This window comes from Campylobacter showae CC57C (genome assembly GCF_000344295.2).
Lineage (GTDB): Bacteria > Campylobacterota > Campylobacteria > Campylobacterales > Campylobacteraceae > Campylobacter_A > Campylobacter_A showae_B.
In genome coordinates, this window is the sequence record NZ_AOTD01000118.1 from 1 (window position 1) to 20,613 (window position 20,613).

The following is a 20,613-nucleotide window of genomic DNA, read 5'->3' on the forward strand; positions in this document are numbered from 1 at the left end:
GCAGACTTAAAATTTCAAACTCATTCAAAGACACTCAAAAGACAAGCCGCTATTTAAAAGCAACAAATGTCGCAAAATTCGCCCATCTAAATATACACTCCACATTTTTAAACCCCGCACTAAGCGCCAAATTTCTATTTTCCGCTTCGGTGTATGGTATGAGCACGTTTTCTAGCGCCTCGCGTTTTTGCGCGATCTCATAGCGCGAGTAGCCCTGTTCGAGCTTGTATTTTTCGTAGATTTCGATCATATTTTTACTCAGCGTCTTGTCTTCAAAAATTAACTTCTCGCTAAAAACAAACACGCCGCCGTCATTTAGCGCGCGGTAAATTTTAGCTACGAAATCCTGACGCTTGGGCGGACGGATAAACTGCAGCGTATAGTTCATCAAAACGGCGTCGCGGGCGTCAAATTCGCACTCCAAAATGTCCGCCAGCTCAAGCTCGATCCTAGCGCCGTACGCCTCTATCTTGGCGCGTGCGTTTTGCAGCATCGCAGGCGCATTATCTACGCCTTTTAGCGCGAGGTCGTTTCTCTTGCGCCAAAGGGCTAGCAGCGTCGAGGCGGTCGAGCAGCCAAGATCTATCGCGCTTGCGCCGTTGGGTAAAATTTGAGCTAAAAAATCTGCGATCAGCTTTTGCGAGGCCGCATAGTACGGCACCGAGCGCCCGATCATATCGTCAAACACCGACGCCACGCTCGCGTCAAATTCAAACTGCTTTTTTATCGGTTCTTTAAAGATTTCGTCTTTCACGGCTCGCTCCTTTGAGGCGTAGCGTCGCCCACGACGTAGAGATCGCACACGCCGACGAACTCCATCGCTTGCTTGATGTCGGTCCCGATTTGCTCCTTTTGCTCCTCTAGGCTTTCAAATTTTCGGTTATCGCGCAGTCGTTTGATAAAGCAAACCGCGACGTCGCGGGCGCCCTCGATATTTTCGTTCAGCACGTGCGTCTCGACGCTAAAGCTACCATCCGTACTCACGCGGTTGCCGATAAAGGTAACCGAGCCGTAGGTCTTATATCCGATACGAGTCCTCGTCGCATATACTCCCTCGCGCGGCAAAAGGTAGCTTTTGATATCCAAATTTAGCGTTGGCACGAGCTCGCGCGATCCGATGCCCTGCCCCTTTATCACGCGACCTTCGATCGAGTATTCGCGGCCTAGCAGGCGGTTTGCCTTGTATATCTCGCCCTGTTTGATGTACTCGCGTATAGCCGAGCTGTGCACGCCCATGCCCTCAAAGCAAAACTCGTCCACTATATCCGCCTCGCCGTCAAAAATGCGCCGCAAATCGTACTTGTCCCACGCTCTGTTTCGCCCGAAACGAAAGTCAAATCCGACGACTATTTTTTGCAGATTTTTAAAATCCCGCTTCAAAAGCGCGATAAACTCGTCGCCCCCAAGCCCCTTGATCTCGTTAAAATCATACAAAAAGCACGGATAGCGAGAGTATTCGGCGCGCTTTAGGCCGGGCGTGATGTTGGCCTTATTTTTGTCGATCACGACCAGCCCGCCGTACTCGCCCAGCTGCTTTAAAAGCTGCTTGTGGCCGCGATGCACGCCGTCAAAGTGCCCGATCGCGACGGCAGTGATATTATCTTTTGTTAAAAGCGTAGAAAAATTCGGCATTTCCTTCCTTTCCTTTTACCTCGCATTCGAGCGTTTGGCGCATTATCCAGCCTAAATTTGCCGCCGCAAGCTCAAATTTCGCCCTCGCCTCGCGCACGGCTTTTGCGTCCGTTACGACGCCTTTTTTATTTCGCTTGGCGCTCCTGCCGACCTCAAACTGTGGCTTAAAAAGCAGGATAATATCGCAGTTTCCGCCCGCTAGCGCGTCGATGGAGGGCAAAATTTCTTTGAGCGAAATAAAGCTCACGTCGCAGGCAATGAGATCAAATTTGCGTGCGACGTTTTTGGCGGCATGGGAGTCAAATTTGGCGTTTTGGCTTTTTGTCGCGAAATCTACGCCAATCAAATTTGACTCGTCCGTCTTGGTTCCAGCCTGCGTTAAATTTGACGGCGCAAAAGCTGGTTCGCTTGGTTCATTTAAAAGTCCGTCCCGCTCGGCAAAATTTGATTTGCTAGGATTAAAATTCGGCTCGATTTGGGTTTTTAAATTTTGCTCTGAGCCGTCAAATTTACCGCCTACGGCCGAGCTTTGACACCCTGCCGCAAACTCGCGCACGTCGGTATTTTCGGCTACTATCACTCGCGAGTCGGCTCGCAGGCTTTTATCCAGCTGAGAGCTGCCCACGTCTAGCGCCGTAACGCTTTTTGCGCCGTTTTGCAGCAAAATCTGCACGAAACCGCCTGTGCTTGAACCTACGTCTAGCGCGTTTTTGCCCCGCACCTCAAGCGGACAAGCCGCTAGAAAGCTTTTTAGCTTTAGCGCGCCGCGTCCGACGTAGATTTCGCCGACGAGCTCGATTTTTGCGCCGTTGGAGTTTAAATTTTGATCGCCGATACGGGCTTTGTCGCGTGCAATTTGGGTTGCGTCCGTCAAATTTGATTCGCGTAAATTTTGATTTTCCGCTTCCGCGCTATTTTCGTCAGCCTTCAAATTTACGCCCATAGCCGCGTCTAAATTTAGCCCGTCCGAGCCGTCAAATTTATCAAATTCGCCCACCTCAAAGCTGGGCTTAGAGCAAATTTTGCCGTTTAGCAAAATTTTGCCGCTTTTTATGAGTTCGGCCGCCTTGTTTCGACTGATATTTAGGCGGTTTGCGACAAATAGATCAAATCTCAATCATCCGCCTTAGCTCGTCCTCGGTTATCGCCTTAACGCCTAGCTCACGCGCTTTATCTAGCTTGCTGCCGGCCTCCTCGCCGTAAAGCACGAAGTCGGTTTTTTTGCTCACCGAGCCGCTTACTTTCGCGCCGTTTGCTTCCAAAATAGCCTTAAATTCATCCCTGCCCTTGCTAAGCGTGCCCGTTATCACAAACGTCTTGCCGCTTATAGCGCTTTGCTTTGTCTCAAAACTCTGCGCTTGCGGGCTAACGAAACGCAAAATTTCGTCCAAATTTTGCCTATTTACCTGTATAAACTCCGCGTAGCTCTCCGCCATCGCCTCGCCGAAGCCTTCGATCGCGGCGACCTCGCCAAAGCTTAGCTCGCGCCAGTTTTGCGGATAAATTTGCGCTATCTTTTTGGCCGCTACCTCGCCGATATGCTCGATACCAAGGCTTGCTATAAAGCTGTGCAAAGCGGGCGTGCGACTAGCCTCGATGGCGCCGAGCAGATTTGCGATCTTTTTATCTTTAAAGCCCTCAAGTCGCGCCAAATCCTGCGCCGTAAGCTCGTAAATGTCGGCGATTTTAGTGACCAAGCCCGCTTCAAAAAGCTGATTTACGATCGCGTCGCCAAGGCCGTCGATATTTAGGCACTTTTTGCTCGCAAAATGTATGAGCGAATTTATCACGCGGGCCTTGCACTCGAGGTTTTGACACTTTACGAAAACGCCCTCGTCTAGCAGCATCGACCCGCATACGGGACACTCGCGCGGCCTCTCTATCGGGGTTTGCGAGCCGTCTCTGCGCTGTTTAAAGACGCCCGTGATCTTAGGTATCACGTCGCCCGAGCGGATAATACTGATAAAATCGCCCTTTTGTACGCCTAGGCGCTCGATTTCGTCGAAGTTATGCAGCGTAGCGGACTTTACGATCGCGCCGTCGATATTTACGGGCTCAAGCACGCCCACAGGAGTTACGACGCCGCTGCGTCCGACCTGAAACGCGACGTCAAGCAGCCGCGTGGTCTTTTCGATCGCGGGAAATTTATACGCGACCATAAATTTAGGAAATTTCTCCGTGTAGCCCAGCTCCTCGCTAGCCGCGATACTCTGTACGCGCACGACTAGGCCGTCCATCATAAAAGGCTTGCTATCTCGTTGCGCTACGAGCTGCTTATATGCATCCTCGATCTGCTCGGCAGTGCGGCAAATTTTAAAAAACTCCTCTCGCTCAAAGCCCTGCGAATAGATAAAATCCATCATCTGCGAGTAGGTTTCAAGGCCCAAATTTTGCTCGCCGTAGCCCCATGGCTTAAACCTCAGCCTGCGCGACGCCGTAACGGCGCTATCTAGCTGGCGCAAGCTGCCGGCGGCCGCATTTCTAGGATTTGATAGCTGAGGCTCGCCCCTTTGCGCGCGGGCGAAATTTATCTCGTCAAAGTCGTTTTTAGCGATCACGACCTCGCCGCGGATCTCGATCCTACCGTTGTAGGCGATTTGTAGCGGGATATTTTTGATGACTTTTGCGTTACTCGTGACGTCCTCACCCGTTATGCCGTCGCCGCGCGTGACAGCTCGCGCGAGAGCGCCGTTTTCGTAGAGTAAATTTAAGCTCGCTCCGTCAAATTTAGGCTGAAGCGCAAACTCCAGCCCCTCTTTGTCGCCGCGCTTTAGCCACGCTAGCAGCTCATCAAAACTAAAAATATCCTCCATCGACCACATGCGCGCGCCGTGACGAGCTTTGATAAAGCCCTCGCTAACCTCGCCGCCGACGCGCTTTGTCGGGCTAAACATCGAGATATCGCCGGGATTTAACCTCTCAAATTCCAGCACTTTATGATAAAGCTCGTCGTACTCCTCGTCGGTGGCTATGGGCGCGTCGTCGGTGTAGTAGGCCTTCGCCCACGCGTTTAGCGTATCTACGGCCTCTAAATACTCTTTTTTATCCATTTTTCCTCGTTAAATTTGCTTTGCTTACCACGCTGCGAGCTTTCTCATCGCGTTTTCCAGCCTAAACATCTGCGCATGCTCGGCCACGTCGTGCGTGCGGATGATCTGCGCGCCGTTTTTAAAGGCCTCCAGATGCAGATAGAGACTACCCGGTAAGCGGTCTTTTATCTCGCTAGGACTATAAAAATTTATGACTGATTTTCTACTAGCACCTGCTAAAAGCGGCAAACCAAAGCGTAAAAAGTGTTCCAAATTTTTTATCAAAATCATATTTTGCTCCGCCGTCTTGCCAAAGCCGATTCCTACGTCTAGCACGATATCGCGGCATCCAAGCTCGTTCGCGGCAGCGATCTTAGCCTCGAAAAATGCGTCTATCTCGCCTAGCAAATCCTCATAATGCGGATTATCTTGCATATTTTCTGGGCTATTTTGCATGTGCATGAGGCAGTAGCTCGCGCCGTACCGCGCCGCTAGAGCGCAGAGACTAACGTCGCCCGTGATATCGTTTATCATCTTAAAGCCGTGATTTAGCGCATACTCTAGGCAGTACGCATCAAAGCTATCTAGGCTAAATATCGCCTTTTCGTGCAAATTTAGGCGATAAATTTCGGCTACTATCTTTTCAAGCCTGGCAAATTCGACCTCGCGTCCGACGTATTTGCTACCCGGCCGCGAGCTAACTGCGCCCACATCGATATACTCGGCGCCCTGCTCGATCATCGCTTCGATTTTTTCGATACCGCTTTTTTCATTCACGCGGCTTGCGGCGTTAAAGCTATCTTCATTTACGTTTACGACGCCCATGATCTGCGCGCGCTGCGGTTTTTTAAACGGAGATTTTAAAAATTTAGCCAAATTTTTTAGGCCGAAATCCTGCGCGGCCTCTTTTTTGGCAAGCGCAAGAACTTGCGCATCGGTCGCCATCAAAAGCGCAGTCGAGTTTGCGCCGCCCAGAATCACGTCGCGATTAGTTACGAGCTCCGCGCCGATGCTTAGCGCGTCTTGTTTTAGGATGTTTGCAGCCGGCGAGCGTAAATCTTTAATCAAAAAAAAGTTGATCGCCGACTTTTTTTTCATCAAATTTCGCCCCTCGTCGCTAGGACGAATAATCTCGCAAATCTCGTTAAAATCAGTTTGCGGATTGATTTTAAAAATTTTCATCTAAGCCCTTTTTCGTAAATCATAAGAAGTATCGGCGTAAGAAGGGCGTGAGTTTTGGTATTTAGATCAGCCAGGCGCACGGCTTTGAAAAAATACTCAAGCTCATCGGCGCTAAATTTGACCCCCTGCGCCGTAGCCTCGAGAACTATCGCGGCGATCAGCTCTTTTAGGTCATTTTTGCCAAACTTTTCGGAGCGTTCAAAAGCTGATTTTTCATCGATAAACGAACAAATTTCTTTTAGCTCGAGGCGTTTGTAATCTAGCCCCGTTTTTTCGCGCTGCTTTTTTTCGAGTCTGTTTTCAGTAACCAGACGCGAACGAACGGTCAGCAGGAGCATATTTTTCGACTCACAGGCTATGATAAAAAAGATATTTTTAGGCGGCTCTTCGATTATTTTTAATAGAGAGTTTTGAGCCTCGACGCGGAAATTTTTAGCGCCCAAAACTAGCAGCTTAGGCTCGCTCTCCGCGATATAGGCTTCGGCGGCAACCTCTTTTGCATTTTCTAGCAAAAAGTCCTCGGCGAAAAAAAATCTAACCGAATTTACGCCGTAAAGCCCTAAAATTTCCTCTTTTAAGGCTTCAAAATCGCTCGTGATTACGATTTTGCTTTGCATAGATTAGAGTGCTACTTTCGCAAATAAAGCGGCGTCTATGCTCTTATCAAAAAGCCTAAACAGCGACAAAAGCTTGATATCTAGCGCGCCGTCGGAGGAGCTGAGATAAAAGCTATTTTGCGCCTGCTCGTCAAAAAGCCACATGTAGCTATCATCCTTGCCTTTGGCGATTTGCGAGCTTTTGTCCGCGCTTTTGCCGACGTAAAAAAACACGTAACCGTTTGGGAAAGCAAGGCTAAGCATGTCTAAAAGCAGCGATACTTCCTCTTTTGAGCCGATATTTTCAAAAGACGGATAAAGCGCCTTTAGCGAGAAAAAAGGCAGCACCGGGCGAGCATTCGTAGGTTTGTTTATATTTTTTAAAAAATACTCCTCAAACCAGCCGCGCTCGCTATCGGTTATCAAGATAAACGCGCGCCCTTCTAGTAAAAATTTAAGCTTCGAGGCGAGCAAAGGCGTCCACTCGGTGCGCCTCTCCTCCATCCAGCTCATCAGCGAGCCCTCCTCGCGGATCGCCTCGAGCGTCCATTTTATAAAATCGCTCATTTATCGAGTTTATAAGCTTCGTGTAGTGCGCGAACGGCTAGCTCGCCGTATTTTTGATCGACGATCATTGAGATTTTTATCTCGCTAGTCGAGATCATTTGGATATTTATGCCCTCATTTGCTAGCGTTTGAAAGGCTAGAGACGCTACTCCCGTGTGGCTTTTCATGCCTACGCCCACGACCGAGACCTTAACTATCTCGTCATTGTATAAAATTTCCCTAGACGCGCTTAGTTTATCCATGCACTCTTTTGCGACGTGAAGCTCGTTTTGCGGTACGGTAAAGCCGAGATTTGTCGTGCCGTCCTGGCCTACGTTTTGGATTATCATATCCACGTTTATGTTTTTTTCTGCAAGCGCGGTGAAAATTTCAGCCGCGATGCCCGGCTTATCGACCACGCCTCTTAAAGTTACTCTAGCTTGGTTTTTATCTAGCGCGATACCGCTTACTAGCACTGCTTCCATACTCTCTTCCTTTGTTATTAGTGTTCCTTCGTTGTGATTAAAGCTGCTTCTGGTGACTAAATTTACGTTTAGCTTTTTAGCTAGCTCGACTGAGCGGTTTTGCAGCACCTTTGCGCCTAGGCTAGCGAGCTCTAGCATCTCGTCGTAGCTGATTTTATCTAGTTTTTTGGCCTTTGGCTCGATGCGAGGATCGGTGGTATAAACTCCGTCTACGTCGGTATAAATCTCGCAAAGATCCGCATCTAGTGCGCCTGCTATCGCCACTGCGCTAAGATCGCTACCGCCTCGTCCCAGAGTCGTCGCGTCGCCCTTTTCGTCTATACCCTGAAAGCCCGCTACGACGACGATCTTGCCCGCCTTTAGCTCCTCTTTCATACGCTTAGTATCTATCGCCTCGATCCTAGCCTTAGTATGCACGCTATCTGTTATGATTCCCGCTAACCTACCGCTTAGACCAACTGCGGGATAGCCTAAATTTATCAGCGCTATCGTTAAAAGTGCGCAGGTAACGCGCTCGCCTGAACTAAGCAACATATCCATCGCCACGCCGTCTGGAGCCTTCGTATAATGCTCGGCGTACTCTACCAGCTGATTAGTTACGCCGCTCATCGCCGAGACCACGACCACGACGTCCGCGCCGCTTTTTTTAGTTTCTATCACTCTCGCGGCGACGTTTTCTATCCTCTCAAGCGTCCCAACGCTCGTGCCGCCGTATTTTTGGACGATTAACATTAAATAAATCCTTTCTCTTTAAAGTAGCCGATAACCTTACCGTAGATCGGCTTTTTGAAGTGGTTTACGTCGCTCAAAACCTCGCTTGAGTTTATAAATCTATATTCGTCAAATTCGGGCTTTTTGGTGTTTATATTTATCTTCGCGCTAGGTCTTAGCCGCACTAAAAAATACTTTTGCGTCTGCCCGTCAAAGTTATAAAATTTCCTACTCGTCGTACCCTCAGGGAAGTCGTAGCTGAGCCACTGCGGATACTCGCTAAGCACGTCCACGTCGTCCGTACCTATCTCCTCTTTGAGCTCTCTTTTTAGAGCCTCGCGCGGCGTCTCGCCGTCGTCTATACCGCCCTGTGGGAACTGCCAGATACCCGTCATATCGCACCTTTGCGCGATAAATATCCTGCAATCAAACGGATAAGAGGGCGCAAGTATGACCGCCGCGACGTTTGGTCTATATTTCTTTTCCATCTTTTTTTCCGAGAATTTTTAATTGTGGATTTTAACGAAAAATAGTTAAGATATAGCTAAATATCGCTAGCTTAGCGGAAAAATTTAACGCTTAGGCTTAAAATTTTTATTTAAATTTTTAAACTACGAATTTTACTTTTTGCGGCGCCGTAAATTTTGCGCGTTTTGCCCAACTGTCCGTCAAATTTTACCGCCTTGATGGCTAAATTTGAGCCGTCTATTTTAGCTCCAGTATCGCCCGCACCTCTTCGTCGGTAAACAGACTCGCGCTTTCATGCTTTTTACGCTCGGGCGCGGCTTTTGGCTCGGCGCGACGAGATGTCAAATTTTGCCCAGACTCGTTAAAATCAAACAACGCAGCCTGCGCAGAGTCGTCCGAAACGGCCGTTTTTGCGGCTTGGTTTGAGGTAGCCGTTTCGCCAAACGAAGCCGTTTTAGTAGCCCCGCCAAAGATAGAAGCTTCTTGCGCAGCGGTAGTTTGCGTGGTCCCAACTAGAACCGCGGTTTTTGGCGCTTCGCTAAAAGAACCTGTTTGCAAGATAGCCTTTTCCTCGCGGCTGCCGTCTCGATACGGCGTAGCGTCCTGCATTTCTTGCAAATTTTGCTCCCATACGGAAGCTGTTTTTTGCTCGCTCTTAGCCATCAAATTTGGCACAAATTTAGAGTCGTCAATCGCGTGGCGCGCATTTTCAAATTTAACGTTTTCATCAAATTTGACCGCCGCACTCTCGCCGCTCTCGTCAAATTTATCATCCTGCAAAAACAAAGTCCCGTCAGGTAAAAGCTCGTCCCGCTCGTATTGGTGCGCAAAAAGCTCGCTTACGTTTATGGCATCGCTGTTTTCTAGGCTTGACGTCCTCTCGTTTACACTCTCGCCGAGCTCCTCGATGCCTGCTATACGAAGGCTCGGCATCACAGCCTTAAAGCTTTGCAAAATCGGCAAAAAGGAGCCGTCAAATCCATCTAAAATCACTCGCATATTTAGCCTTTTTCAGTTTTTTCGAGCGATTTTATCAAATTTATCTTTTGAGCCGTTTTAAGCTCATCCAAAAGCCGCTTATAACGAAAAACAAAACCGATGCCGAAGCTAAACAAAATATAAATTTACCGACCTCGCCCAAAAAATACCCCGAATGCAAGCTCAAAACCGCTTTATGAATCGCAAAAGGCCTGGGCATCGAGCTTTTGGCGTCGTCAAACCTCGCGTGCCTGGTAATTTGCCCCTTAGCGGCGTTTATCGTCATCGTATTTACCTTATCGTCCTCTTCCAGCCCTTTGTCAAAGTAAAATATCATAAAATTTTCGCCGTCTTCTTGCGTGATGACGTTAAAAAGCTCGTAATCACCTCTATCCCGTTTAAAAATATCTATCGCGGCCTCTAAATTGGCTATCTTAGCCTCGTCCTCCAGCGAAAATCCCCTCACCTGCGTAAAGCTCTTTTTTCTAAAAATTTCTTTTTCGCCAAGCGCGTTATTTACGAGCTTTGCCGCCCAGTCGTACGACCAGTAAAGCCCCGTAACGCTCATAAAAGCCAAAAATAAGCAAAGATAAACGCCGGCAAATCCGTGCAGGCTGTACAAAAACGCATAGCCTTTGGCCTTGATTTTTAAAGTAAACGCGCGCATAAATTTAGTTTTAAAACTAGGATAATAGATTATCAATCCAGATATAACCAAGATAACCAAGACGATAGAGCAAACCGCAACGATATGCTTGCCTATAAGCCGTAGCGTCTCGTTTTTGCTAAGTCCAAGGCCTAAGTTAGTATGTAAATTTAACATTAGTCCGATAAATTTATCGCCGAAATTTTCGCCTGTTATTTCGCCGGTGTATTGATTTATAAAATACGACTTAAACTCGCCTTTAGCATTCGTGCCAGATATGCCTAGAGCGTGATTTGCGTCCGAGTTAATCTTGTAGTAGCTAAGCGTAAAATTTGGTTCCCTAGCTTTAAAAATATCTAAAATTTCTCTCGCGCTAAGCTCTTTTTCGCCTCGCTCGATGAAGGTTTTTTGCGAGTTTGCAAGGTCTATAATCTCGTCGTGATAGGATATGATCGCGCCGCTAAGAGCGACGATAAGCAGCGGCAAAACACAGGCTAGGCTTAAAATCAAATGGACGTTAAACCAAAATTTCTTTTTCTTTAAAAACGGCATCTTTCTCCTTAAATTTAAGCTCAAATTTTAAAAACCGGTAGCAGGGCGGCGATCGCTACGCACCGCCCCGCTTAAATTCGGCTAAATTTAAAAATTTACGTTAAATCCGAGCCTATATTTAATCCCGTCGGCGATCAAAATTTCATAGCGTCCGGATTTTGTCGTTACGTATTCGTTAAAGATATTATAAACGCTAAAATTTACGCTCGCATTTTTAGTTATCTTGTAGCTTGCGCCCGCGTCAAATAGCGTATAATCCTTTATCTCCTCGTCTCCCGGCGATCCGTAAACGGCTCTAGTTTTGCCTAGATAGTTCATCTGCGTCCAGAAATTTAGATCAGGCGTCATATCGTAGTCAAGCCCTAGTTTTACGGTATGTACGGGTAGATTGTTTAGAGATTTACCCTCGTACGCGCCCGATTTTTGCTTTGATTTAGTATAAACGTAGCTTGAGTGCAGGGCTAAATTTGATAAAATCTGCCAGTCTGAGGCGAGCTCGACGCCCTTTACTTCGGCTTTGCCGATATTTACGCTCTCCCAGATGCCGCGCCTATAGGTCTTGCCGTTATGCACGCAAGGAACGCCCGGGCGTGCGACGCAAACTGGCTTCGTGCCTAGACCGTCTTTTATCCGCGTATAAAACGCCATCGCCGAGACGTTAAGGCTCTCGTCCCCGTACGCGACGCCGGCTTCGTAGTTTAGGCTAGACTCTGGTTTTAGGTCGCCTTTACCCAGCTGCGCTCCCATTCCGCCGGCAAAAGGCAGGGCAGGCCCGTCGGTTCGCATCTTGATATCTGGCGTCGAGTAACCTGCCGATACGCCGCCTTTTAGCGATAAATTTTCGCTTAGATGATATACGGCATATCCTCGCGGCGATACGTGTCCGCCGTAGTCTTTGTCGTGATTGTATCTTAGGCCGGCAGTTAGCGTGAGCGCGTCGGTTACGTCAAAATCGTCCTCTCCGTAGAGCGAAAAATCATATCTCTTTACGTTTGCGGCGTCGGCCGTCGTTGCCTTTTCGTTTAGCCTTTCTCTTCTGTATTCAGCCCCCAGACTTAGCGTGTTGTTATCAAAAAAATACGTTCCCTTGGTATTTAGCGTCGTCGTTTTTAGCGTGAGGTCTTGCTGTCCGCTTTCTTTCATATGATCGTGGGTTAAAAAGCTTTCAAGCAGCAGCTTGTCGTATTTGCCCGTATGCGAGAGCGAGGCGGTATATCCGCTCATCTTTTCAAACGCAACGCTCGTATTATCGCCGGTAGCCCTTCTTAGCGTCTTGCCTTCGGTGCGCTCGTATTTATTTACTACGCGGCGTAGATCCAGCGCTATTTCGTCGTTTTCGGTGGCGTTATACATGATTTTCGCGCCGAAATTTACGTCCTCGTTTTTGCGGTTCGTAAAGACTCGCTCATCTTCAAATTTATGAAAATACCGCCCGTAAAGCGCGATACCTAGCACGTCCGGGATCACTGCGCCGTTTGCGTAAAAGCCGGTTTGATAGTCGTCGTTTATCCCGCTTTTGCCCGCAAGCGTGTAGTAGCCGTTTACGTTACCGCTAAATTCATTTGAAAAACCCTTGGTGATGATGTTTATGACGCCTCCCATCGCATCCGAGCCGTATAGTGAGCTCATCGGCCCTCGCACGATTTCGATACGCTCGATCGTGTTTGCGGGCGGGAGGAAATTTTGAGAGCTACCGACCGCGCGAAGTCCTCTATACGCACTATCGCTAGTTGCAGGGCGGCCGTCTATTAAAATTTTAGTATATTTTTGACCAAGGCCTCTCATAGTGATACCGCGTCTGCTAGCCGCCCCCAGCGTCGCGCCAAATACGCCCGGAGCGTCTTTTACGACGCTTTCTATATCTTGATGATTGCGCCTAGCTATCTCTTTTTGCGTGATTACCGAAACAGAAGCGGGCGCGTCCTTGATATTTTGCTCAAAACCCGTCGCGCTAGTTACAGTAACTTCGTTTAGTTTTACTTCATCAGCCGCCTGCGCGCAAGATAGCGCCAAGCAAGCTAGCATAGAAATTTTAGGCATACTTTTCACCTTTAGACTCCTTATTTAAATTTAAACCCTATTTTACTATAATCAGATAATTATTATCAATACTCCGATAAGCGGTAGAGGGATTTTTTATCAACGCTAAAAGGATAAAAAAGCAAATGAAGGTCGAATTTAAAGATATTTTACGCGCAAACGAGCAAGAAGTCGCGCAAAATTCGGTGCGCTACGGACAAAGCGCGTGGCAAGAGCAAGATAGAAAATGTAAAGTTGAGTTTTTTAAAGGCACAAGCGGCGCAAGCTACTGCAGGAGCGAAATAATCTGCAACAAAAGCGTAAAAAGACGGCTTGAAAGGAGCGCTGGCTACTGCTTTTTGCTCTTTAACGACGCAAGAGGGGACGCCGGGCTCAAGGCAGGTAAAAAAACTTTTTGTCTAAAGGCTGGAGAGTTTTGGATGGGGCGCGTGGATAGCGGATTTGAGGGCGTTTGCGAGTATCAAAGTAGCAGCTACGCCGGGCGATGCATCGTGCTAAAAAACGAGCTGGCCGGCGAGCTAGCGGCATTTAAAAATCTAGGCGAAGAAAACGAAATCTGCATCCAAACGGCTAAGATAAATTTAGCCCAAAGCCTGATTTTGCGGGAGCTTTTAGCCGCGAGCGAGTTTGAGGGCAAGATGCGCGAAATCTTTATGGAAGCTAAAATTTTAGAGCTGATCTACAAAAGCTTAGGCGCGCCTAAAACGCCCGAAGCCGATAAAAAAAAGCGCGATTTTAGCGACGAATACGTAAAAATTTTAAATAAAGCAAGGCAAATTTTACTAAGCGACGTCCAAAATCCGCCCAGCATAAAAGAGCTAGCCAGAGCGTGCGCGACGAATGAATTTAAGCTAAAAACGGGCTTTAAAAGCTACTTTGGCGATACGATCTACGGGCTGCTAGCAAGCGAGCGGCTAAACGCGGCAAAAAAACTTTTAGAGCGCGGAGACGTCTGCGTAAGCGAAGCCGCAAAAATCGTCGGATACGCCAGCGCTCCACACTTTGCAAAGATTTTTAGAGAAAAATTCGGCGTTTTGCCGACGCAAATTTTAAAACAAAAGAAATTTTATACGTAAATTTATCGCTTACGGAGCTTTGCGGGAGTTAAGTTAAAATTAAATTTAAACGTATCGGCGCAATTTTTAAATTTAACGGGCGGCAAAAAAGGCGGTAAATTTTAAAATTTAAAAGCGTTAAATAGCTTACCGAAGTCGGTTTTGCACCTAAACCCGACCTAAATTTACCGCAAACCGACCGCCAAACGGCGCAAAAGCCAAAATATCAAACGCCGCGCGATAAAGCCGTAAATTCTGCTAAAATATGGCAAAAACAAAGGTCAAAATGCTTCTTTACGTCCACATCCCGTTTTGCGAGAGCAAATGCCCCTACTGCGCCTTTGGTTCGGTCGTGGGCAAACGAAATTTAACGAGCGCGTATTTTGATGCGATGATTGCGGATCTTAGGGAGCAGATTTTAAAATTTGACGTAAAAAACGGCGAGATCGAAACCGTTTTTATCGGCGGAGGGACGCCTAGCGCCGTGGACGGGGGCTACTACGAGCGGTTATTTGAGGCTGTCACGCCATATCTAGCGGCAAACGCCGAGATCACTACGGAGGCAAATCCAAACTCGGCAAGCCTAGCGTGGCTCTCGCAGATGAAATCATACGGCGTAAATCGCGCGAGCTTCGGCGCTCAAAGCTTTTTTGAAGATAAATTAAAATTTCTCGGGCGTATCCACGACGCGAGGCAGATCTACGAAGCAGTCGCAAACGCCAAAACAGCAGGACTAAAAAATATAAACGTAGATCTCATCTACGGAACGAAGTTAGACACCAAAAAACGACTCGAGCAAGAGGCGCAAAATATCCGAAATTTAGGCGTTTCACACGTATCGGCGTACTCGCTAACGCTTGAGGAAAATACGCCCTTTGCCGGCAAGATAAACTACGCAAAAGATAGTCCGAGGCTGGCGAAATTTATGATAAACCGCATCGAGGAGACTGGACTAAAACAGTACGAAATCTCAAATTTCGGTCAAATTTGCAGGCATAACCTGGGCTACTGGCAGGGCAAAAATTACCTTGCCCTAGGCGCTTACGCGGTCGGATTTTGGCGAGATCGCCGATTTTATAACGCTTCAAATTTAAATGCTTACATCAAAAATCCACACGCTAAAAAAACCGAAAATTTAAGCGCGGACGAGCTAAATTTAGAGCGGATATTTTTAGGCGCTAGAAGTATCGTCGGCATCTGGCAAAACAGCCTAAACGCCGAGCAAGAGCAAAGAGCGCTGCTGCTAAAAAATAGCGGGAAATTAAAATTTAAAAACGGGCGATATTACGCCAAAAATTTCCTAACCGCGGATGAAATTTCTTTATTTATCGCGGGCTGATTTATGCAAATTTGAGATAAAAAACGATAAAATGAGCGCTTTAAAATAAAATTTAGGATAAAAAAATGTTTGGCATGAGCTTACCCGAGATCATCGTCATAGCCGTCATCGCGGTGCTATTTTTGGGGCCCGATAAGCTTCCTAGCGCGATGGTCGAGATAGCAAAATTTTTTAAAACCGTCAAAAAAACGGTCAATGACGCAAAAAGCAGCTTTGATCAAGAGATAAAAATCCAAGAACTCAAAGAGGACGCGAAAAAATACAAAGAGAGTATCGCAAAAACCACCGAAACGGTGCGAAAAAAGCTCACCTTCGAGGAACTCGACGAGCTCAAAAAAGGCGTAAACGACGTCACTAGCGGCATCACGGACGGCCTAAACGACGTAAAAAAGAGCGTCGAAGCGGTCAAAAACCCGGGCGAAGCCGTCAAAAACGCCGTGCTGGGCGATAATGAGAAAAAAGAGGCGTAATGTTTGAAGAACTAAAACCGCATTTAATAGAACTTAGAAAAAGGCTTTTCATCAGCGTCATGACCGTAATCGTGATGTTTGTAGTGTGCTTTAGCTTTTGGAATCAAATTTTAGACTTTATCATCGCGCCGCTACAAAACACTCTGCCTGACAATCAAAAAATGGTCTTTCTCGAGGTGCAAGAGCCATTTTTCGTAGCGATGAAGGTGGCGTTTTTTACGGGATTTTTGTTCTCGCTACCGATTATTTTTTGGCAGTTTTGGCTCTTTGTAGCACCGGGACTTTACGAAAACGAGAAAAAATACGTCATACCTTTCGTGATCTCGGCGACATTTATGTTTCTCGTTGGCGCGGCGTTTTGCTACTACGTCGTCGTTCCTATCGGCTTTGCTTTTCTTATAAATTTCGGCCAACAGCTCTTTTCTGCGATGCTAAATATCGGCGGCTACGTCGGCTTTTTTACGAAACTGGTCATTGCGTTCGGTATCGCGTTTGAGCTTCCCGTTATCACCTTTTTTCTCGCTAAACTCGGCCTAGTCGACGATAAGATGCTAAAAAACTCATTCCGCTACGCTATCGTCGTGATTTTTATATTTGCCGCGGTCATGACGCCTCCGGATATCCTCAGCCAGTTTTTGATGGCGGTGCCTCTCATCGGTCTTTACGGGCTTTCTATCTTTATAGCCGCCCGCGTAAATCCGGCTAAAAACGAGGAGTCGGAAACCGACGAAGAAAAAGAGGACGAATAATTATGAAATCAAGTAGGCTAGCCAAATGAGTCAAATTTTAAATCCAAACTCGCTTGACGCCTACGACTACGAGCTGCCGCCGGAGCTAATCGCAAATTTTCCAACCTTTCCCAAAGAGGACGCGAGGCTGCTAGTCTACGAGCGAGCTAGCGAAAAAATCTCACATCTAAAATTCGGCGACTTGCCCGAAATTTTACCGCCTTGCGATATTATTTTTAACGACACCAAAGTCATAAAGGCTAGAATTTTCGGCAAAAAACAAAGCGGCGGCGAAACGGAGCTTTTGCTAAACTCTCCGCTAGCGGGCGGTAAATTTAGCGTCTATATAAAAGGTAAAGTCCGCTCGGGCAGCGTTTTAAATTTCGACCAAAATTTGACCGCCGAGGTCTGCGAGCTCTTTGATGATGGCTCGCGCACGGTCAAATTTAGCCAAAACGGCGAGCTTTTGGATACGGCCGCGCTTTATAAAATCCTATCTCACATCGGCCACGTGCCTCTACCGCCATACATCAAACGAAGCGACACCAAGGATGACGAGAGCTGGTATCAAAGCGTGTTTGCCAAAAACGAGGGCGCAGTGGCGGCTCCGACTGCGAGCTTGCACTTTAGCGACGAGATGATCGCGCGTCTAGCAAAAGACCGCAAGATAGCCTACCTCACGCTGCACGTTGGCGCAGGGACGTTTAAAGGCGTGGAGAGCGAGGACATCACGCAGCACAAGATGCACGCGGAGTTTTACGATATCCCGCAAGATACGCAAAATTTAATCAACTCAAACAGACTAATCCTAGGCGTAGGCACGACGGTAACGCGCTGCGTAGAGGAGTTTGCTAGAAGCGGCAGATCTAGCGGCGAGTGCAGGCTGTTTTTAAATTTAAATAATAAACCGATCCGCCAAAACTACCTGCTTACGAATTTTCACCTGCCAAAATCAACGCTAATCATGCTCGTTACGAGTTTCGTCGGACTTGAGCAGACTATGCGGATTTATAAAACAGCCGTGGAGCAAAAGTACAAATTTTACTCCTACGGCGACGCGATGCTGGTTATATAGCCGTGAGTTTCGCGTATATTTTCCTGATTTTTGCCGCGTTTTATATAGCGGTTTTGAGCAGTTGCTATTTTATGGATAAAATCAAGAGGTCAAACGGCGTGATAAAAAAAGAAACTACGCAAAAAAACGGCACGATCGAGACCAGCAAATCTAGCGAGGCAAATACACTGCCAAAAGTCGATATCGCAGGCGGTTTGCTGTTTTTGGCATCCTCGCTAAACGAGGACGCGCAAAAAAACACGAACTACGTGCTGCTAGACTACGACATCGCCTACCCTAGGCTGTTTTACGCAGATATCGCAGCCCTTGCAAAGCTCATCGATGCGATGGCTCAAACTTTTCTTTTAAACGTCTCAAACTCGACCGTTACGATCAAATTTTTGCTCTCAAACTACTACAAAAACAACATCAAATTTACCCTTAGCGTCCACTGCGATCATGACTTTTTTACGGCCAAAAGCACGCCTCGCGTAAATATGAACACTCAAAGCCGCAAATTTTACGAAACGGCGATAGTGCTAGCCGAGCAAAACAGCTCTAGCATTAGATTTGAGTTTGATCACGGCGTACGCATTAGCACCGAGATTTCGTTGCGTCTTTGCGACGATAAGCTCGATCTCATGCAAAGCTTTAAGATAAAAAATCCCAAAAATTTTAGCGCTCTCATCGCCGAGCCAAACCCCTATTCATTTAATATCATCAAAAAAGATCTCGAATTTATCGGCATCGACGTGAAGCCTAGCAACGAGTGGGGTATCGTAAAGCGCCACATAGAGGACATGATCTTTCGCCCTAACGTCGTCTTTATCGAGGAGAGCCTGCTGCGCGAGATAGATGACGCTCTAGCTACGCTTTTGATAGAAAAAAAGATCGCGCTAGTCGTGATAAAAACTACGAACGCGGCGGTAAATTTAAACCCGAAAATCCGCGTCTGGACACTAGTTCAGCCCTATCTCTCCAATACTCTCGTGCGTATCTTAAACAAAGCTTACGAATTTGAGATGCAAAACGGGGATAAAATTTAGATTTCTAAATTTTATCCATTTTTTGCCTATAAACCATCCATTTCATTTTATACCATCAAATTTGATCCAAAACCGCTAGCGCCAAAATGATATAATAAGCCCAAATAACGGAGGCGAAAATGAATAAAATAACCTGCATCTGCCTGGGCGTGCGAAGCATGCAAAGAGCGCTCAAATTTTACCACGAAGGCCTGGGTTTTCAGACAGATTGCAAAGATGACAATCCGCCCGTGTGTTTTTTCAATACGCCTGAGACCAAATTTGAGCTCTACCCGCTAGACGCGCTGGCGCGAGATATCGACGAAAATAATCCGCCAAAAGACAGCGGATTTGCCGGCATCACGCTAGCCTATAACGTAAAAAACAAAGAGGACGTGAATAGCGTCATAAAGCTAGTAAAAAAGGCGGGGAACTATCGTCAAGGAGCCACAGGTTGCATTTTGGGGCGGATACCACGCGTATTTTGCCGATCCGGACGGATACTACTGGGAGGTGGCTTGGGGCCTGATTTTAAATTTGACGAGGACGGGCTACTCAAATTTTAGAGCAAACGGCGCCAAAGCGCGCTTTGCATCATCCGTCCGCTTGCTGCAAAGCTAAATTTTAGCGGCAGCAAAAAGGGAAAAACCATGAAAAATATAGTCGTGTATATACACGGTAAAGGCGGAAGCGCGGCAGAAGCAGCTCATTTTCAACCGCTTTTTGCGAATAGCGACGTGCTAGGATTTGATTACGAGGCTCGCTCGCCATGGGAGGCGAAAGAGGAATTTGTGCCGTTTTTTGAGCACATCCTTAAAAGCCGCAAATCCGTAACGATCGTCGCAAACAGTACCGGCGCGTTTTTTGCCATGCATGCCTTGCAGGGCATGGGGATAAAAAAGGCGTATTTTATTTCGCCAATCGTAAATATGCAAAATTTAATCGAAAAAATGATGTCGCAGGCGTGCGTGAGCGAGGATAAGCTGCGAGATAGGGGCGAGCTGGACACGGGGTCTGGAGAAAAACTTTCGTGGAAATATCTTTGCTACGCCAGAGAGCATCCTATCTGCTGGACGGCGCCGACGCATATTTTATACGGCGAAAATGACGATCTAACCTCTTTTGAAACGATTTGCGAGTTTGCAAACCAAATCAAAGCAACGCTTACCGTGATGAAAAATGGCGAACACTGGTTTCACACGGCGCAGCAAATGCGTTTTTTAGATGACTGGATACGGCGCTATAGCTGATAGCGGCTGACTTTTGGATAAAATTTGACTCTGAGTCGTAGCGCGCCCAACCCGCAAGTCAAATTTAACTAGCAAATCCGTCGCTCAAGCTACTTTTAAATTTTACGAAAAATCTCGGCTAAATTTAGCGCCGAGGCGCAAATTTGACTCAAATTTACTCACTCTATGCGCGGCAACGAACGGCCAAGACGGCCCAGGCGTAACCCTGGCGCAAAAATCAAATTTGCCGCCTTTTTATTGCGCCAAATTTTGCAATCAGGCACAAATCCCCAAATACCGCTTTAAAATAATCATTGCAGCGATACTATCGAGCCGCCCGTCGCGCCTGCCATCGGCGTAAATTTCGCTCGCCTCAAAGCTACTCATCGCTTCATCCTGATAGACTACCTCGCCGTCAAATTCGAGCAGCGACACGAAGTGCGCGATCCGCCGCCGCATCTCGTCCTCGCTAGATCCCCCAAGCGGCACGCCCACAACCAGCTTTTTTGCTCCGTATTCGCGCAAAACGGCGCTAACGTCGCGCGCGGCTTGATTACGATTTTCGCGCAGTACGGGCGTTTGTGGCATCACGGTTTGCCCGACGGCTAGCGCCACGCCAATACGTTTTAGCCCAACGTCGATGGCCATTATGCTCATTTTTATCCTTTAGATTTTCAAATTTAGCGATAAATTTGACGGCCGGCAAGCTCAAATTTGACAGTATCGCTCCGTCAAATTTACAAAAATAAAACGTCGCCCGGGCGCATTTGATACCGTCAAGCCGCCAAAATTTACTTCAGATTTTACCGCCGTTTTAACAAAAACTTGCGCGACATAAATTTAACGCT

21 protein-coding genes and 1 pseudogene are annotated in these 20,613 nt (G+C 47.3%); 8 read left to right on the plus strand and 14 right to left on the minus strand.

The features are described 5' to 3' along the window. Positions 1 to 49: 49 nt before the first annotated feature. The 13 genes and pseudogenes from cmoA to H740_RS04490 all read right to left on the minus strand — a co-directional run bounded on the left by cmoA (position 50) and on the right by H740_RS04490 (position 12,874). Complete coding sequence (gene cmoA, locus H740_RS04435) at positions 50 to 754, minus strand: carboxy-S-adenosyl-L-methionine synthase CmoA (protein ID WP_002951779.1); 705 nt, start codon at positions 752 to 754, stop codon at positions 50 to 52. Beyond that, a complete protein-coding gene (locus H740_RS04440; protein ID WP_002951788.1) occupies positions 751 to 1,632 on the minus strand; it encodes a bifunctional riboflavin kinase/FAD synthetase in 882 nt (293 codons plus the stop codon). The genes cmoA and H740_RS04440 overlap by 4 nt, the downstream gene beginning before the upstream one ends. Next, on the minus strand, positions 1,598 to 2,575 hold the full coding sequence (locus H740_RS04445; RefSeq protein WP_231679318.1) for an SAM-dependent methyltransferase: 978 nt from the start codon (positions 2,573 to 2,575) through the stop codon (positions 1,598 to 1,600). The genes H740_RS04440 and H740_RS04445 overlap by 35 nt, the downstream gene beginning before the upstream one ends. A gap of 99 nt (positions 2,576 to 2,674) precedes the next feature. Beyond that, positions 2,675 to 2,749: pseudogene (locus tag H740_RS12505) on the minus strand (23S rRNA (cytidine-2'-O)-methyltransferase TlyA); the annotation flags it as partial. Beyond that, the gene (ligA, locus tag H740_RS04450) at positions 2,739 to 4,682 is read right to left on the minus strand and encodes an NAD-dependent DNA ligase LigA (protein WP_002951790.1); all 1,944 of its coding nucleotides are present in this window, start codon (positions 4,680 to 4,682) and stop codon (positions 2,739 to 2,741) included. The gene ligA and the pseudogene H740_RS12505, both read right to left, overlap by 11 nt. A 24-nt stretch (positions 4,683 to 4,706) precedes the next feature. After that, positions 4,707 to 5,843: a dihydropteroate synthase gene (gene folP, locus H740_RS04455; protein ID WP_002951793.1), complete on the minus strand. Its 1,137-nt coding sequence runs from the start codon at positions 5,841 to 5,843 to the stop codon at positions 4,707 to 4,709. Then, entirely contained in the window at positions 5,840 to 6,460 is a 621-nt protein-coding gene (locus H740_RS04460; RefSeq protein ID WP_002951794.1) for a DNA polymerase III subunit delta', read from the minus strand. The genes folP and H740_RS04460 overlap by 4 nt, the downstream gene beginning before the upstream one ends. Before the next feature lie 3 nt (positions 6,461 to 6,463). Beyond that, positions 6,464 to 7,006 (minus strand): HobA family DNA replication regulator, encoded by a 543-nt coding sequence (locus H740_RS04465; RefSeq protein ID WP_002951796.1) that lies wholly within the window; start codon positions 7,004 to 7,006, stop codon positions 6,464 to 6,466. Further along, positions 7,003 to 8,202, minus strand: coding sequence for an aspartate kinase (locus H740_RS04470; protein WP_002951798.1), 1,200 nt, complete (start codon positions 8,200 to 8,202; stop codon positions 7,003 to 7,005). The genes H740_RS04465 and H740_RS04470 overlap by 4 nt, the downstream gene beginning before the upstream one ends. Continuing rightward, positions 8,202 to 8,669, minus strand: coding sequence for an RNA pyrophosphohydrolase (locus H740_RS04475; RefSeq protein ID WP_002946456.1), 468 nt, complete (start codon positions 8,667 to 8,669; stop codon positions 8,202 to 8,204). Before H740_RS04475 ends, H740_RS04470 begins: the two co-directional genes overlap by 1 nt. A gap of 217 nt (positions 8,670 to 8,886) precedes the next feature. Next, positions 8,887 to 9,648, minus strand: a complete 762-nt coding sequence (locus H740_RS04480) for a hypothetical protein (protein ID WP_002951800.1) — start codon at positions 9,646 to 9,648, stop codon at positions 8,887 to 8,889. A gap of 40 nt (positions 9,649 to 9,688) precedes the next feature. Further along, positions 9,689 to 10,825 (minus strand): PepSY-associated TM helix domain-containing protein, encoded by a 1,137-nt coding sequence (locus H740_RS04485; protein ID WP_002951802.1) that lies wholly within the window; start codon positions 10,823 to 10,825, stop codon positions 9,689 to 9,691. An 87-nt stretch (positions 10,826 to 10,912) separates the two neighbouring features. Next, positions 10,913 to 12,874 carry a TonB-dependent receptor domain-containing protein gene (locus tag H740_RS04490; RefSeq protein ID WP_002951804.1) on the minus strand — a complete coding sequence of 654 codons (1,962 nt, stop codon included), beginning with the start codon at positions 12,872 to 12,874 and terminating at the stop codon, positions 10,913 to 10,915. Positions 12,875 to 12,990: 116 nt separating this feature from the next. Between H740_RS04490 and H740_RS04495 the strand changes: the two genes are divergently transcribed. The 8 genes from H740_RS04495 to H740_RS04530 all read left to right on the plus strand — a co-directional run bounded on the left by H740_RS04495 (position 12,991) and on the right by H740_RS04530 (position 19,786). Then, positions 12,991 to 13,941 (plus strand): helix-turn-helix domain-containing protein, encoded by a 951-nt coding sequence (locus H740_RS04495; RefSeq protein ID WP_002951806.1) that lies wholly within the window; start codon positions 12,991 to 12,993, stop codon positions 13,939 to 13,941. A gap of 265 nt (positions 13,942 to 14,206) precedes the next feature. After that, a complete protein-coding gene (gene hemW / locus H740_RS04500) occupies positions 14,207 to 15,259 on the plus strand; it encodes a radical SAM family heme chaperone HemW (protein ID WP_034957265.1) in 1,053 nt (350 codons plus the stop codon). Positions 15,260 to 15,324: 65 nt separating this feature from the next. Further along, positions 15,325 to 15,729, plus strand: coding sequence for a Sec-independent protein translocase protein TatB (tatB, locus tag H740_RS04505; protein WP_002946440.1), 405 nt, complete (start codon positions 15,325 to 15,327; stop codon positions 15,727 to 15,729). Next, on the plus strand, positions 15,729 to 16,478 hold the full coding sequence (gene tatC / locus H740_RS04510; RefSeq protein WP_002951811.1) for a twin-arginine translocase subunit TatC: 750 nt from the start codon (positions 15,729 to 15,731) through the stop codon (positions 16,476 to 16,478). Before tatB ends, tatC begins: the two co-directional genes overlap by 1 nt. A 25-nt stretch (positions 16,479 to 16,503) precedes the next feature. Next, positions 16,504 to 17,532 carry a tRNA preQ1(34) S-adenosylmethionine ribosyltransferase-isomerase QueA gene (gene queA / locus H740_RS04515; protein WP_002951813.1) on the plus strand — a complete coding sequence of 343 codons (1,029 nt, stop codon included), beginning with the start codon at positions 16,504 to 16,506 and terminating at the stop codon, positions 17,530 to 17,532. A gap of 71 nt (positions 17,533 to 17,603) precedes the next feature. Then, positions 17,604 to 18,557, plus strand: a complete 954-nt coding sequence (locus H740_RS04520; RefSeq protein ID WP_231679317.1) for a hypothetical protein — start codon at positions 17,604 to 17,606, stop codon at positions 18,555 to 18,557. Between the two features lie 119 nt (positions 18,558 to 18,676). Continuing rightward, on the plus strand, positions 18,677 to 19,102 hold the full coding sequence (locus H740_RS04525; protein WP_002951817.1) for a VOC family protein: 426 nt from the start codon (positions 18,677 to 18,679) through the stop codon (positions 19,100 to 19,102). Positions 19,103 to 19,186: 84 nt separating this feature from the next. Then, positions 19,187 to 19,786: an alpha/beta hydrolase gene (locus tag H740_RS04530; RefSeq protein WP_002951819.1), complete on the plus strand. Its 600-nt coding sequence runs from the start codon at positions 19,187 to 19,189 to the stop codon at positions 19,784 to 19,786. A gap of 255 nt (positions 19,787 to 20,041) precedes the next feature. Here H740_RS04530 and ruvX read toward each other — a convergent pair whose 3' ends face one another. Next, positions 20,042 to 20,422, minus strand: a complete 381-nt coding sequence (gene ruvX, locus H740_RS04535; RefSeq protein ID WP_002951821.1) for a Holliday junction resolvase RuvX — start codon at positions 20,420 to 20,422, stop codon at positions 20,042 to 20,044. Positions 20,423 to 20,613 lie beyond the last annotated feature (191 nt).